10 protein-coding genes and 1 rRNA gene are annotated in these 14,209 nt (G+C 44.3%); 3 read left to right on the forward strand and 8 right to left on the reverse strand.

What is annotated here, in order from left to right; genetic code table 11:
• Positions 1-65: 65 nt before the first annotated feature.
• Positions 66-1,583 (reverse strand): 16S ribosomal RNA (locus ACQZ43_RS00115).
• Between the two features lie 1,478 nt (positions 1,584-3,061).
• Here ACQZ43_RS00115 and ACQZ43_RS00120 point away from each other — a divergent pair.
• Positions 3,062-4,033, forward strand: a complete 972-nt coding sequence (locus ACQZ43_RS00120) for a class I SAM-dependent methyltransferase (RefSeq protein ID WP_430613775.1) — start codon at positions 3,062-3,064, stop codon at positions 4,031-4,033.
• On the opposite strand, the gene ACQZ43_RS00125 is transcribed toward ACQZ43_RS00120, so the two are convergent.
• Positions 4,026-5,213, reverse strand: coding sequence for a hypothetical protein (locus ACQZ43_RS00125; RefSeq protein WP_430615720.1), 1,188 nt, complete (start codon positions 5,211-5,213; stop codon positions 4,026-4,028). The two genes, ACQZ43_RS00120 and ACQZ43_RS00125, sit on opposite strands and share 8 nt — an antisense overlap.
• A gap of 10 nt (positions 5,214-5,223) precedes the next feature.
• The gene (locus ACQZ43_RS00130; RefSeq protein ID WP_430613776.1) at positions 5,224-7,641 is read right to left on the reverse strand and encodes a DUF2339 domain-containing protein; all 2,418 of its coding nucleotides are present in this window, start codon (positions 7,639-7,641) and stop codon (positions 5,224-5,226) included.
• An 830-nt stretch (positions 7,642-8,471) separates the two neighbouring features.
• On the opposite strand from ACQZ43_RS00130, the gene ACQZ43_RS00135 reads away from it, so the two are divergent.
• The gene (locus ACQZ43_RS00135; RefSeq protein ID WP_430613777.1) at positions 8,472-9,674 is read left to right on the forward strand and encodes an MFS transporter; all 1,203 of its coding nucleotides are present in this window, start codon (positions 8,472-8,474) and stop codon (positions 9,672-9,674) included.
• Positions 9,675-9,708: 34 nt separating this feature from the next.
• Here ACQZ43_RS00135 and fabF read toward each other — a convergent pair whose 3' ends face one another.
• The 4 genes from fabF to ACQZ43_RS00155 form a co-directional block, all read right to left on the reverse strand.
• Complete coding sequence (gene fabF / locus ACQZ43_RS00140; RefSeq protein ID WP_430613778.1) at positions 9,709-10,950, reverse strand: beta-ketoacyl-ACP synthase II; 1,242 nt, start codon at positions 10,948-10,950, stop codon at positions 9,709-9,711.
• A 38-nt stretch (positions 10,951-10,988) separates the two neighbouring features.
• Complete coding sequence (locus ACQZ43_RS00145; RefSeq protein WP_430613779.1) at positions 10,989-11,534, reverse strand: TetR/AcrR family transcriptional regulator; 546 nt, start codon at positions 11,532-11,534, stop codon at positions 10,989-10,991.
• An 88-nt stretch (positions 11,535-11,622) separates the two neighbouring features.
• Positions 11,623-12,147, reverse strand: coding sequence for a GNAT family N-acetyltransferase (locus ACQZ43_RS00150; RefSeq protein WP_430613780.1), 525 nt, complete (start codon positions 12,145-12,147; stop codon positions 11,623-11,625).
• A gap of 13 nt (positions 12,148-12,160) precedes the next feature.
• Positions 12,161-12,769 (reverse strand): GNAT family N-acetyltransferase, encoded by a 609-nt coding sequence (locus tag ACQZ43_RS00155; protein WP_430613782.1) that lies wholly within the window; start codon positions 12,767-12,769, stop codon positions 12,161-12,163.
• 150 nt (positions 12,770-12,919) lie between these two features.
• Between ACQZ43_RS00155 and ACQZ43_RS00160 the strand changes: the two genes are divergently transcribed.
• Positions 12,920-13,456 carry a GNAT family N-acetyltransferase gene (locus ACQZ43_RS00160; protein WP_430613784.1) on the forward strand — a complete coding sequence of 179 codons (537 nt, stop codon included), beginning with the start codon at positions 12,920-12,922 and terminating at the stop codon, positions 13,454-13,456.
• Between the two features lie 57 nt (positions 13,457-13,513).
• On the opposite strand, the gene ACQZ43_RS00165 is transcribed toward ACQZ43_RS00160, so the two are convergent.
• Positions 13,514-14,209, reverse strand: a complete 696-nt coding sequence (locus tag ACQZ43_RS00165; protein WP_430615551.1) for a sulfite exporter TauE/SafE family protein — start codon at positions 14,207-14,209, stop codon at positions 13,514-13,516.

The raw sequence follows: 14,209 nt of genomic DNA on the forward strand, positions 1-14,209 counted from the left end.
TACTTTTATTGTGTATTATTTGAATTGAACAGCGAGAGCAAGATAAAATTAGTGCGTATCTCTAGAAAGGAGGTGTTCCAGCCGCACCTTCCGGTACGGCTACCTTGTTACGACTTAGCCCTAGTTACCAGTTTTACCCTAGGCAGCTCCTTACGGTCACCGACTTCAGGTACCCCCAGCTTCCATGGCTTGACGGGCGGTGTGTACAAGGCCCGGGAACGTATTCACCGGATCATGGCTGATATCCGATTACTAGCGATTCCAGCTTCACGGAGTCGAGTTGCAGACTCCGATCCGAACTGTGACCGGTTTTGTAGATTCGCTCCTGGTCGCCCAGTGGCTGCTCTCTGTACCGGCCATTGTAGCACGTGTGTAGCCCAGGACGTAAGGGCCGTGATGATTTGACGTCATCCCCACCTTCCTCTCAGTTTGCACTGGCAGTCTCGTTAGAGTTCCCGGCATGACCCGCTGGCAACTAACGATAGGGGTTGCGCTCGTTATAGGACTTAACCTGACACCTCACGGCACGAGCTGACGACAACCATGCAGCACCTTGTAAATTGTCTTGCGAAAGTAATGTTTCCAAAACGGTCAATCTACATTTAAGCCCTGGTAAGGTTCCTCGCGTATCATCGAATTAAACCACATGCTCCACCGCTTGTGCGGGCCCCCGTCAATTCCTTTGAGTTTCATTCTTGCGAACGTACTCCCCAGGTGGGATACTTATCACTTTCGCTTAGCCACTCAGTCTTGCGACCGAACAGCTAGTATCCATCGTTTACGGCGTGGACTACCAGGGTATCTAATCCTGTTCGCTACCCACGCTTTCGTTCATCAGCGTCAATCAATTGATAGTAACCTGCCTTCGCAATTGGTATTCCATGTAATATCTAAGCATTTCACCGCTACACTACATATTCTAGTTACTTCCCAATAATTCAAGTCCGACAGTATCAATGGCCATTTCCTAGTTAAGCTAGGAGATTTCACCACTGACTTATCAAACCGCCTACGAACCCTTTAAACCCAATGATTCCGGATAACGCTTGGATCCTCCGTATTACCGCGGCTGCTGGCACGGAGTTAGCCGATCCTTATTCCTACAGTACCTTCAAATACCCTCACGAGGGTAGGTTTATTCCTGTATAAAAGCAGTTTACAATCCATAGGACCGTCTTCCTGCACGCGGCATGGCTGGTTCAGAGTTGCCTCCATTGACCAATATTCCTCACTGCTGCCTCCCGTAGGAGTCTGGTCCGTGTCTCAGTACCAGTGTGGGGGATCTCCCTCTCAGGACCCCTACCCATCATTGCCTTGGTATGCCGTTACCATACCAACTAGCTAATGGGACGCATGCTCATCTTTTACCGATAAATCTTTAGTTGTCAAATGATGCCATCCAACAACACTATAAGGCATTAATCCAAATTTCTCTGGGCTATTCCTTTGTAAAAGGTAGATTGCATACGCGTTACGCACCCGTGCGCCGGTCTCAAGGAAGCAAGCTTCCTCTACCCCTCGACTTGCATGTGTTAAGCCTGCCGCTAGCGTTCATCCTGAGCCAGGATCAAACTCTTCATCGTATTTTTTTAATATATTTAGATAGTTTGCGCTAATTCTTGAAATCTTGCGATTTCCTTACTCTCTCTTATTTGCTGTCAATTCAATATGTCTATGAACGTGTCTTCTTGTTTTCGCTTGTCTCTCAAAGCGGATGCAAAACTACAACTTCTTTTTTAACTGGCAAGGTTTTTATAGAAAAATAATTTTTCTTTTTTCCTCGTCAATCGTTACTATCACTGGTCTCCCTTATTCGGCTCATCGGATTTAAAACCCTACGACCCTCACAATCTCAACCCGGTAATCAAAGAACTTCTGCGGTAATGCGAGTGCAAAAGTAGGCCTTTTTATCGGCTTTCCTAATCTTTTGAAGTTTTTTTTAAAGGGTTTTTACTGAGGATTTGGTAACTGCTTAGTTACCGCAACTTTACGAAGAGGATTTTTTTTGCGGATTTGTTTATTCGCTTATTCGCCGGGATGCGGAGAATACACGATTTGTGGAAATAGTTAGACATTAGCGGATTCGCGGATTTGCGTATTCGCAGATTCGAGAGATTGCGTAAAGGAGTTCTTTTCCGGATTAAATATGTAGCCCATAATTACTTTCTGCAACCTCCGCTGGTGCCAGCGTCACGCTGGTACCCTCTTATATTGTAGGCTGATTCGCAGATTTGATGATTCGCTTATTCGCCGGGTTGTGGTGAATGCACGATTTGTGGAAATAGTTAGTTCTTAGCGGATTCGTTGATTCGCGCATTCGCGGATTCGAGAGTGGCGGAGAATAGAAGATAGCTTCTTATAGTAAAGAGCGGATTCGAGGATTCGAGAGTGGCGGAGAATAGAAGATAGCTTCTTATAGTAAAGAGCGGATTCGAGGATTTGTTGATTCATTTATTCATTAGGTAATGTATAAGGAGTTCAATTTCCGACTAAAAAATGTAGAACTTAAATATTTTCTACAACCTCCGCTGGTGCCAGCGTCACGCTGGTACCCTTTCATATCAATGGCTGATTCGCGGATTTGATGATTCGAGAGGGTTACGCAAAGGAGTTCTTTTACGGATTAAAGATGTAGCCCTTACATACTTTCTACAAAACAGGGCGCATCCGCGCATCGGCAAATCAACGAATCTGCTTTTTATTGTGCGCACCAGCAAGATGCTGGCGCGAGCGGCGTTTTCGCTAGGTAGTATAAAGGAGTTCTTTTCCGAATAAAAAATGTAGTCCTTAAATATTTTCTACTAACCAAGGCGTATCCGCGCATCCGCAAATCAGCGAATAGGCTTTTACCAGCAAGATGCTGGCGCGAGCGGCGTTTTCGCTAGGTTGCGTAAAGGAGTTCTTTTCCGAATAAAAAATGCAGTTCTTAAATATTTTCTACTAACCAAGGCGTATCCGCGCATCCGCAAATCAACGAATAGGCTCTTCTGCAAACCAAGGCGAATGGACGAATCCGCGAATAAACACCTACGCGAATTCCATCATTTTAAATTGAAAATATATGTTAAAAAGACTATATTTGGTCAAATACAATAAACTTTTACGAGTGTATTATTTATACGCTTACGAACTCAGTACTTCATTTATGCAAAAAAGCAAAACACTACGGTCTCTTTGGTACAAGCTATCATCTAATCAGCGTTATACAATTAGAAAGTGGTATTACCTACCTATAGACACTTACGACTTACTCCTGGGAAAAAGACATCCGATGGTGCCCCCACGAGGTTATATATATACCGGATCCAGTGCCAATGCCTCCGCTTATTTAGAGCAAGGGCTGTATCAATTGGAACTGTTACAGCAAACCGTTGCCTTAAAACCCAATCACAAAGTCCTGGATATCGGAAGTGGTATTGGTAGAACGGCCATCGCCTTAACTCAATTTTTAAACAATGGCGGAAGTTATGACGGGTTTGATGTAGTCCCAAAGGGAGTGGACTGGTGCAATCAAAAAGTTTTTAGCGACACCGCTCCTTTTCGCTTTAAATACATTCCTATATATAATGACTTATACAACAATTCGGGCGAAAAGGCCTGTACGTTCGTATTCCCATACCAAAACCACAGTTTTGATGTCGTCTTTTCCTTTTCGGTATTTACACACATGCAAATCGAAGAAATCGAAAACTACTTTAGGGAGATTCATCGCGTTTTAGACGACCATGGCAGCTGCTTTTCGACTTTTTTCACCTATACTTCCGAAGAGGAAGCACATATACATCAACACCCTACTTTCCCTTTCCCCATAGTAAAGGGTCAATACCGCTTGATGAACGACAATGTCAAATCGGGTAATATAGCCATTCATCAGGATTTACTGACACAGATGCTACACCGCTCCGGTTTAGAAGTAGTCGAAATCATCAATGGAAACTGGAAATCTACGGAGGCCCAAAATCAGCCGATTGAATATCAAGACATCGTGGTTTTTAGAAAAAAAACCGCAGCAGCTTCCGGTCCGCTTACTTAGTATTCTTTTTTAGATCTCGGGCAATTTGCAGGCAAATCCAAAGCAGAAATACCCCTACGCCAATGATACAGACCCAGATAAAAACAGGTTTTTCAAACCAGCGCGTGGTGGATACCACCACGTCGGCTGGCACGAGCTCAAATGCCGTGGCAGTCAACTGTGGCAGCGCTAAGGGAATGTCGTTTTGAAAGTGAACGATATCGTAATTGGGTTTTGACTTACTTTCGGGGTCGAGCACTATATTGATTTGATCGTCCACTGAAATATAAGCACACAGATAAACCGCTTTTCCAAACACCTTGATTCCCACCATCTGCAAAGGGGTACTTTGTTCATTTTCCACCACGAGGTCCTTGCCCTTATCCAAGACTAGTCGCTCAAAAAACACCGAAGCCCCCACTTTGGAAGACAGGACAAACTCCTGATTCGACACATAGCCCCTTCTCCAATAATGCTGTGGTGACGCGATTTCGAAGGTTATTTTCGCAACGGCATACTGATTTTTAAGATCGGGGAAATTGAGGTAGCTCTTGTGATTCAGGCTGTCGATTTGCGCATGGCGTCCAAAGGGCAATAACACCCAATCCGTTTTTGGTACAGCCATTGGCTTAGGCACTTTTACCGACCAAATCTCTACGGGCTGCTTTTGATCATTGGTCAGCATCACTTCGTAAAAGCGGTAGTTTCCTTGAGGAAACCGAACTTCTATGACCGCGTCATCCGCGTTAAAATGGCGGTGGGAACTCGGGGACACCGATTGAGAGGTGACCAAAAACCAAGGACCAGTAGCTTGATGGCTCCCGCGAATGCGAACGTGTAAACCGCTTGCCACCGCACTTTTAATTTGCACAACCATCACTTCAATCGCTTGAGTGTTTTCCACTACGGCATAACTCGCTATGGAATCGGTGCGCAGCGCTATCGGCTGTAAATCGCTATAGTGTTGTTGGGGTTGGGCCTCCATGCGACGATCGACAAAAAAAGGAACCGCTTTACCGCGCTGATCAATCAAGCGAATTCCGCCAAAATCATGCGTACTGGCCACGCCAATCATCTCTTGACTTAAGGCAATGCGGTAGTAACCCGATTGTGCTACTCGTGGCACGGATTCGACATACTTGATTTGCGCCTCGGCGAACCAAGGTGCAAAGGCGACGATAAGGGAGATCAATAAACGCATAGCATACAATTTATTCGGACATCGCATTAGAAGAATCGCCATCGGCAGGGTCTTTATCCCCTTCAACCAGCAAACCTTTTATCCGGTTCATCAAGAAAGCGACAATCAATATAATTATTCCCAAGAGCACAAAAGACAAGACCTTGCCCCCTTCACTCATCGACCAAACGTCTAATACGTAAAACTTGACTATGGTAATTCCCAGTAAAGCCATGGCAATTTGGCGCAGAAAAACACGCTGCCTCACAATGCCCAAATAGGTTAAAAACAAGGCTACGCCCGCCCAAATTATCGGATAAACAATGATGTGTGCCGTTTCCAATATGGCGTTGTATTCCGGATAACTCATCGGCACACTTCCCCCTTTAAACAGCACTGTGGTATGGTCGATATAAATACACAGCAAAATCAACGAAGCCACCGCAAGCATCCAACGGATCCATTTGGAAGAAATCTCGTAATTGGGGTTTTTATACAGTTGCATCAGCAAGACCACCAGCGCGGGTACGGCTATAAAAACGACCAAAAAGTACTGGAGGTTCAGCACGCCCTCGACAAATACCTCACTTCTAAAAAAGTTTGAAAAACTGCCCAAGAGCAAGGTTGCGAAACCTATAAAACACCAGTTGATCACGTAATTTAATTTACTCTTAGCGGAAATTGAAAACAAAATCGCCGCGTAGCACACACTGTATACCACTACGGCTAGTTGTTCAAAATTGCCGATCGGAGTAGATGTTTCGAGAAAGTGAATTTCTTTAGTTAATTCTAAAAAGGGCACGGCAAAAGCCAGCACCTTTAAAACCACGGGAAAATAGCGCAAGGCCTTACTTTTGAGCCCTTGTTTTTTCATCCAGATATACGCGATAAAAAACGATGTAAACACCACCAAGCCCGTTACGAATAGCGGATTGAAAATCAGGGTGGACTGCTGTAACTGATCTATAGTTCCCACATCTAATAAATAGGAAACTACTGCCAAGGCAGAAACGACTAAAAATCCGGTGTAAAACACCCGTAATTTTGATTTGAAATACAACACCAGTAAAACCACGATTTCTACAGACCAAAACATCGTGATATAATGTCCGTTTAACTGCATGGGGATGGCCAGGGTAATTAACGACACGACGATGCCCATTACCGCATAGAGATACAGGGAGTTGATCTTTCGCTTTTTCCAGAGGTACATCAAAACTCCGGCATTTGCCAACGCGAAAACAATGGCTATCAATCCCTTGACATTTAGACCGGGATAATTTTCGAACAAAGAAAAGTACACGCCTAAGAAGACGGCATTATTTAAAATAATCAAAATAATCTGAGCGGCGATTTTGTTGTCTTTAGAGGTATTGACCAGAGCCACTATATAAAACTGTACAAAAAACAGGGCTGCAAATACTGCACCCCCCAGATACTGATCGACAAAGCCATTTACCATCCACGCGCCTATAAAAAAGGCGGTCAACACAAAGGCGACATAACCGATAACGATCCAATTTTTGCGAAAAGACAGGTAGCACATCCCGGAGTTCAGCATCAAGATATACGAAAACAGAACCAGGTAATTCCCCGTGCCCGTACTGACTAATAAGGGCGCTAAAAAGCCGCCTAGGAGCGAGAAAATCGCCAACTCCCTTCTATTGTACAGCAGGGAAATCGCCACGGAAAAACAGGTGATTAAAATGAGTATGACGAAGGCTACAGTCTGACTAAACAATTCGTATTCCCTAAAAGCCAAGGTAATGGTAATATAAAAAACGGAGATTCCACCGCCTACCAACAAAGACGAAAACACGTCGAATTCCCGGCGCAAGCGGTGTGCAATACCGATCATTACACCTCCTGTAAGTATACCTATACCCACTCGGCCGACTTCGTTAATCCACTCTTGATCGATGGCGTATTTGACAAAAAACGCAATACCCAGTACAAAGGTTATCACTCCAATCTTTGTCAGTATATTATCCGAAAAGAAGCGCTCGATGGCCGATTTCTTTCGGATTCTAGGGGGTATAGTCGGTGCATCGGCCTCCACATCTAGGGATGCCGCGGTAATTGCAGCGCTCAAGGCTTGTTCCGCTAAGGTGTTTTCCTCCATAGCCTGCTCGGTTTGAGCCCTTATGACTTCCACCGGTACATCATCGAGTACGGCTGCCTTCGGATTTTCCCCTTTATCCACCACCGGCACTACTTCCGCATTTTCCAGCGGATTTTCGACGGCGTTTACCTCGGGCAAAACTCCTGCAGCGGTTCGCTCCTTCGTCAATTGCTGATTGAGTTGATGCAATTCGGCTTCTACCGCTGTCAGCCGCACAAAAAGCGCTTCTAACTTGGTATAGGTAGCAAAAATTTTAGACATTCCCAAGACGAACAAAACCACTAGAGTCAAGACGACTGCCACCGCAAAAAACACAAATACCTCCATACAATACAGCTAAAATTTTTAAACTTCCCAAAGGAAACAAAATACCACGTCGTCCAAATATACAATATTCTTAAATAACGCACATTCTCCCTTTAATAATCTATAAATTTATTTGTTTTTCGCTATTAAACACGCTATTTTCTACTCAAAACAGAACGTTTTCCTTTCAACACTGTACTTTACTGCAGTGGTGTACATTTTGACGTACGAATAGTCCAAAAAAGACGAGCGCATCGATTTAGCCGTGTAAAACCGCACCAAAGCAAATTATCGCCAATTGAGATTAAATGAGTCCAAAAAACCTTAAAAACAATTTTCCTGATGAAAAAAGAATAAAAAAATCGCATTATGCGTTAATACTGTAAATCAACCGATTAGCTCAAAAAGAAGATATAATTTTAGAGTACAAATAAAAAACTCAATTTTTATCACATATTTTTTTTATTTCATCAAATTATTTACTATTTTTATATAAGTAAGCTACAATTTTAGCAACATAAGTGCTATGATTGATGGATTAGTCTATCTCCTAATACAGGAACCCGTATTGATGATTTTTTGTGTTTATAATTAAGTTAAGTTGTGTGTTTTTTATGTTTTGCACAGGTACCTCTTTCAACAAATGAAAGAGGTATTTTTGTTTTAGACTCTTAGAGGTTCGTGAACCATCAGGACGACGATCGGTTTTACCAGTCGCGGTCTGTCAAAAAAACAGGACGCACCAAAAAGAAAACCCTAGTCATTTTGCGATAAACTTCTGATTAAATGGATGCAGAGCGGTTTTAAAGCGTTAATTTTGCCGATTAATTGCCCTCAATTTCTGTTTTACCATGAATTTACCCCATAGCAATCAACCCCTTAGCGGAATACATCCTATCTATAATGTACAATTCGCCTTGGTTTGTTTGAGTTCCCTCCTATTTTCTGCGAGTTTCAATATGCTTATACCGGAATTACCGGCTTACCTAACCAGCTTGGGTGGTGCGGAATACAAAGGGCTTATCATCGCGTTGTTTACTTTGACAGCGGGCATCTCCCGTCCTTTCAGCGGAAAACTAACCGATAAAATCGGTCGGATTCCCGTAATGGCCGTGGGTTCCTTTGTGTGTTTTTTATGCGGTTTTTTATATCCGGTATTGACCACGGTATCTGGTTTTCTACTCTTGCGCTTGATACACGGTTTTTCTACGGGATTTAAACCGACGGCAACCGCTGCATACGTAGCGGATATCGTACCCAAAGAACGCTGGGGAGAAGCCTTGGGCATGCACGGAATATGCTTTAGCACCGGTATGGCTATAGGACCGGCCTTGGGCAGTACCATAAAATTGTATAGTTCTATGAATGTGTTGTTTTACACCTCTTCCCTATTGGCCCTTTTATCCATACTGATTTTGATGAATATGAAGGAGACGCTATCGACAAAACAGCGCTTTCGTTGGTCTTTTCTAAAAATATCCTGGGTAGATGTGTTTGATTGGCACGTTTTTCCCGCCGCGTTCATCACCTTTTTGTCCTACCTATCATACGGTACGATTTTGACCCTTATTCCCGATTGGAGCGATCATTTAGGACTGAGCAACAAAGGTACTTTTTTTATGGTTTTTACCCTGTCATCGCTATTGGTTCGCTTTGTGGCTGGAAAGGTTTCCGACCAATACGGTCGTGTTAAAGTGATTTATGCCGGATTGATACTGTTATTTATCGCCTTGCTCACTATAGGTTTTTTTGAATCGGTAGTCGGAATTATCAGCGGGGCTTTTATTTATGGGCTATCTCTGGGGGTCTTATCTCCTGCCCTAAACGCGTGGACCATCGATTTTAGCCGACCAAATGAACGCGGCCGAGCGATGGCCACCATGTATATAGCCCTGGAAGCCGCTATTGGTGGGGGCGCGCTATTTGCCGGCTGGTACTACCGCGATATCACAGCCCATATTCCGCAGATTATATACGCTTCGGCCGTGGTGATCATCGTGGCCTTGCTCTATATGATGTACCGTTCTTATACGGTAAAAACCCAAGGGGTTTAAAAGCAAAAAGGCCACTTGCGATGGCCTTTTATACTTATATCTTCTTAAAAATCGTTATGGCATTGTGGCCTCCAAATCCAAAAGAGTTATTCATCGCGTAATGAACTTCTTTTCTTAAGGCCTTATCGCGAACGATGTGAATCCCTGCGGGGATTTTCTCGTCGAGATGTTCGATGTTGATCGTGGGTGGAATCATGCCGTTTTCTATGGCTTTGATGCACAAAATAGACTCGATAGCACCGGCACCGCCCAGCAAATGCCCTGTCATGGATTTGGTTGCGCTGATTGCGAGGGATTGGGGATTGTCGCCAAAAACCGTTCGAATCGCTTCCATTTCGCAAATATCCCCAACCGGTGTCGAGGTGGCGTGTGGGTTTAAATAATCGATTTGTGCGGCTTGAATACCCGCTTCGCTCAAGGCTAAATTCATCGCATGAGCAGCAGCTTCTCCATTTTCCAAAGGCGATGTCATGTGATAGGCGTCTGTAGTCATCGAGGAGCCCACGACTTCGCAGTAAATTTTAGCCCCCCGCTGGATCGCGTGGTCGTAATCTTCCAAGACCAAAGCCCCTCCACCTTCGGCTATGACAAAACCATTGCGCGTGCTGTCGTAGGGTTTACATGCTCCTTGTGGATTTTCATTGAGGTTTGACATGGCCTTCATCGAGGTAAAACCGCCGATAGAAGCTTCTGTAATCGGCGCTTCCGAGCCGCCGCTAATCATAATTTTAGCCTTGCCCAAACGGATGTAGTTGACGGCATCCATCAGTGCGGTATTGGTAGAAGCACAGGCCGAAACGGTTGTAAAGCTCATTCCGCGAAAACCGTGTTTGATCGCGATCATACCCGGGGCCATATTGGCGATAAACTTGGGAATCAAAAAGGGATTAAAGCGCGGTTGGTAGTTGTTTTCCACAAAATCTTTAATCTCGATTTCCAAGGTTTCCATCCCCCCCTGACCACTACCCCAAATTACACCGATGTCGTAAGGCGATAGGGCAGCGCTGTCAAAATTGGAATCGGCAATGGCCTGTGCCGCGGCATACAAAGCGTATTGCGTAAATAAATCGGTCTTTTTAATCTCGTTTCTGTCTAAGTAGATCGACGGATCAAAATCCTTGACCTCACAGGCAAATTGCGTTTTAAATTTTGAGGCATCAAATCGGGTAATGGGTCCTACGCCATTTTTTCCAGCAACCGCATTTTTCCACAAAGTTTCCACATCGTTTCCCAAGGGAGAAACCACTCCAATTCCCGTTACTACAACTCTCTTCATATATTATATTTTTAATTTTGCGCTTTCGCACATCCGTTTTAATTGTTGAGTATACCCGCTTTTATAGTGGCGCAAACATTTTCCTGAAGCACTTTATCCAGCAGCAACGATGCCAGCAAAGCCGATTGAAACACATAAGCCTGATCGCGTGCCGCGCCTTTAAAGGTAAATACCCCCGCATTTCTGCCGGCTTCCAAAAGCCGGGTCAACCAAGCGAGTAGGGTTTGCCCCAAAAGTCGTAAAGCCTGCTGCATTTCTGCCGACAGGGTGTCGTAAGCCGGTGCCAAGGCACCCATTAAACACACGCAATTTTCCGCTTTGGAACGGTCGTAGACTTCCATATACTGCTCTAACTGCGCCGCGTAATCCAATTCACTCCAACGCTGCGAAGACCACTCAAAAGTGTCGATCGTCTTTTCAATCACCGCAACGCCCAAGTCAAACTTACTGGGAAAGTAATAGTGAATTGCCGCGTTTTTAATCGCTAATACCTTAGAAATATCCGTATAACTAAAGGCATTGAAGCCTCTAGATCGGATATGACGATCGGCTAACTTCACGATTTCTTGCTTGGTATCTCTCATGCCACAAATATATAAAATCTACTTATTAATAAGTAAGTTTTTGGTGTATAAAAAAAACCTCCGTGGGATTTTGAGGTTTTTCTATGGGTTAAGTCCGGTCGAATTGCATGATATAGTCGTCCATCACATAGCCCTGTCCAATTTCGAATACCTGACTTTTCACGATATAAAATCCGTTTCTCTCGTAAAAGGCTATGGCTTTGGCATTGTTTTTATTGACGGTTAAATACACGGCATTCGCCTGTTTGTGCGCTGCGAAATCCAAAACTCTATGGAGCAACTGCCGACCATTTCCGCGATTTTGCAAGCGGGTATCGAGATAGATCTTCGACAAAAACACCCGTTGCTCATCCTCTAATCTATAGGATAAATATCCGATGAGCGCTTCGCCTATAAAAGCCAAATCCCAACGGTAACCCGCTGCGATATCGCTTTCGATACGTGCTGCGGAATACATTTCGTTCAACATATAGTCGATTTGCTCTTGGGAGATCATATCGGCATAGGTCTGTTGCCATATAGTCCGAGCAAAGGCTTCAATTCTCATAATATTCTGGGCATCAACCGCTTTAAAGGTCACGCCGCTATCGGTGTTATTTCGTACTGACATCATAGGGTCTTTAAAATTACATTTTACTGGCTAAACGCTGTTTGGCCGTTGCAAACCACTCGGCTTTGAGTATGCTCAACACCACGGTATCTCTGCGTCGGCCCGAAGGCATAAGGGTTTCCTTGCGCAATACTCCTTCTAGCACACAGCCTATACTCTTCATCGCGGCAACGCTGCGCTCGTTGCTTTGGTCTGCTCGAAACTCCACCCGTTCCATGTTCAATACTTCAAAGGCGTATTCGAGCATCAAAAACTTAATGCGCTTGTTTATTCCTGTACCCTGAAACGCTTTGCCGTACCAGGTATATCCTAGCAATAGGCTACCGTTGTCTATCTTGATATCGTAATAGCGAGTGCTTCCCCCATATTGTTGCTTGGACTTGTCCCAAACGATAAAAGGATAGGATTGCTGGTTTTTTCTGGAAGTCAAAGCGCTATCCATATAGGTACGCAATGCGGCAGCACCAGCGGCAGTTACCGGCGAATGCAGCCACAATTCGGGTTCGTCAATAGAAAACGGCAAGAGGTATTCGTAATCCGAATCGACTAGGGGGCGCAAAAGAACGCGGTCGTCTTCTAAGACGATGTCGTTGTCAAAATTAAAGCGGTCGGAGTTGTTGTGCATAGCCCAATTATTTTTAACAACAATATTACCGATTTAGAAAGTATTCCCCGCGATTTTAACCTTAAAAAAAGATTAAAAAACCCGCATTGCCCCTCCCGTATTTGGAAACGTATGCGCAACATTTGTATCTTAGTGCTTTAAAAAACGCTTATGAATATCGAATTGACGACCCCACGACTGCTGATTCGACCGGCTACAGAAAAAGATGTGGACGGATTTTTTGAATTGGACCACAATCCCGAAGTGCACCGCTTTCTCGGCAATCAGCCCGCGCAAACAAGAGAAGAATGTCTCGAAATGATTCGCTTTATCCAAGACCAATACCGAGACAACGGTACCGGCCGGCTGAGCGTAATCGAAAGGGAAACTCAAAAATTTATCGGTTGGGCAGGACTCAAGCTGATTACCGATACCGTGAACGGACACCGCCAGTACTTGGATTTGGGCTACCGCTTTGTAGAGAGCAGCTGGGGCAAGGGCTATGCGACGGAAGCCGCAACGGCCATACTCGATTGGGCCTTTTCAACGGGCAATACAGCAACGATCTATGCCATTACTCATAGTGAAAACAAGGCTTCAGACAGGATTTTAAGAAAACTGGGGTTTGTTTATACAAACCGCTTTGAGCACAGCGGGGTTCCTCATCGTTGGTACGTGATTACACGCAGCGATTGGCTAAAGCCATAAAAAAACCGATTTCCACAAAAATGGAAATCGGTTTTTTTATATCAGATCGGTATACGCCTAGCAATCCGGATTGGCTTTGACAAACAAATTAAGGGTGTCTGGCGAAAGAAAAGGAATGTCTAATCCCAGTCCTCTAATGATAAAAACCATCCCAAAAAGCACAATAACCACGGGGTAGTACTTCATGACTTGAGCGCGAAACGAACTCGAAAACAAGTCCTTCACATAAATTACGGCGCTCATCAACGGAATGGTTCCCAATCCAAAAAACGCCATATACAAGGCTCCCATGCCGATATTTTGAGTGGCAATGGCACCGAATAGCGCCACATACACCATACCGCAGGGAAGAAAACCGTTGAAAAACCCTATTAAATACAAGGATCCCTTCGATTTTTTCTTGAATTGCTTGCCCAAGGCGCTTTTTAATTTTGACACCAAGCGATAAAATGGCATCAAAAAGTTGAGTTTACCGAGGTTTTGCTGTGGAATCAAGGCATAAACAATCATTAATACCCCGACTATTATGGAGATTTGCTGTTGCAAACCCGCCAAATACAGTCCTTTTCCAAAAAGTCCAAACAGCAATCCCAACAGCGAATAGGCTGTTATTCGTCCGAAGTGGTACGTAAACATCTCTATGACTTTTTGCGTTGGGTTGTTTCGGGAAACGGGAAGCATTACTGCAATAGGACCGCACATACCGATACAATGCAGACTGCTAAGGAGTCCAAAAACCAACGCTGAAATCAA

The sequence above is a fragment of the Flavobacterium sp. JP2137 genome (genome assembly GCF_050562195.1).
Taxonomy (GTDB): domain Bacteria; phylum Bacteroidota; class Bacteroidia; order Flavobacteriales; family Flavobacteriaceae; genus Flavobacterium.

Bases quoted from the DNA above. Each gene is read 5' to 3' on its own strand.
- ACQZ43_RS00160 (WP_430613784.1), top strand. From the start codon at position 12,920: ATGAATATCGAATTGACGACCCCACGACTGCTGATTCGACCGGCTACA.
- ACQZ43_RS00120 (WP_430613775.1), top strand. From the start codon at position 3,062: ATGTTAAAAAGACTATATTTGGTCAAATACAATAAACTTTTACGAGTG.
- ACQZ43_RS00130 (WP_430613776.1), bottom strand. From the start codon at position 7,641: ATGGAGGTATTTGTGTTTTTTGCGGTGGCAGTCGTCTTGACTCTAGTG.
- ACQZ43_RS00155 (WP_430613782.1), bottom strand. From the start codon at position 12,769: ATGCACAACAACTCCGACCGCTTTAATTTTGACAACGACATCGTCTTA.
- fabF (WP_430613778.1), bottom strand. From the start codon at position 10,950: ATGAAGAGAGTTGTAGTAACGGGAATTGGAGTGGTTTCTCCCTTGGGA.
- ACQZ43_RS00150 (WP_430613780.1), bottom strand. From the start codon at position 12,147: ATGATGTCAGTACGAAATAACACCGATAGCGGCGTGACCTTTAAAGCG.
- ACQZ43_RS00125 (WP_430615720.1), bottom strand. From the start codon at position 5,213: ATGCGTTTATTGATCTCCCTTATCGTCGCCTTTGCACCTTGGTTCGCC.
- ACQZ43_RS00145 (WP_430613779.1), bottom strand. From the start codon at position 11,534: ATGAGAGATACCAAGCAAGAAATCGTGAAGTTAGCCGATCGTCATATC.
- ACQZ43_RS00135 (WP_430613777.1), top strand. From the start codon at position 8,472: ATGAATTTACCCCATAGCAATCAACCCCTTAGCGGAATACATCCTATC.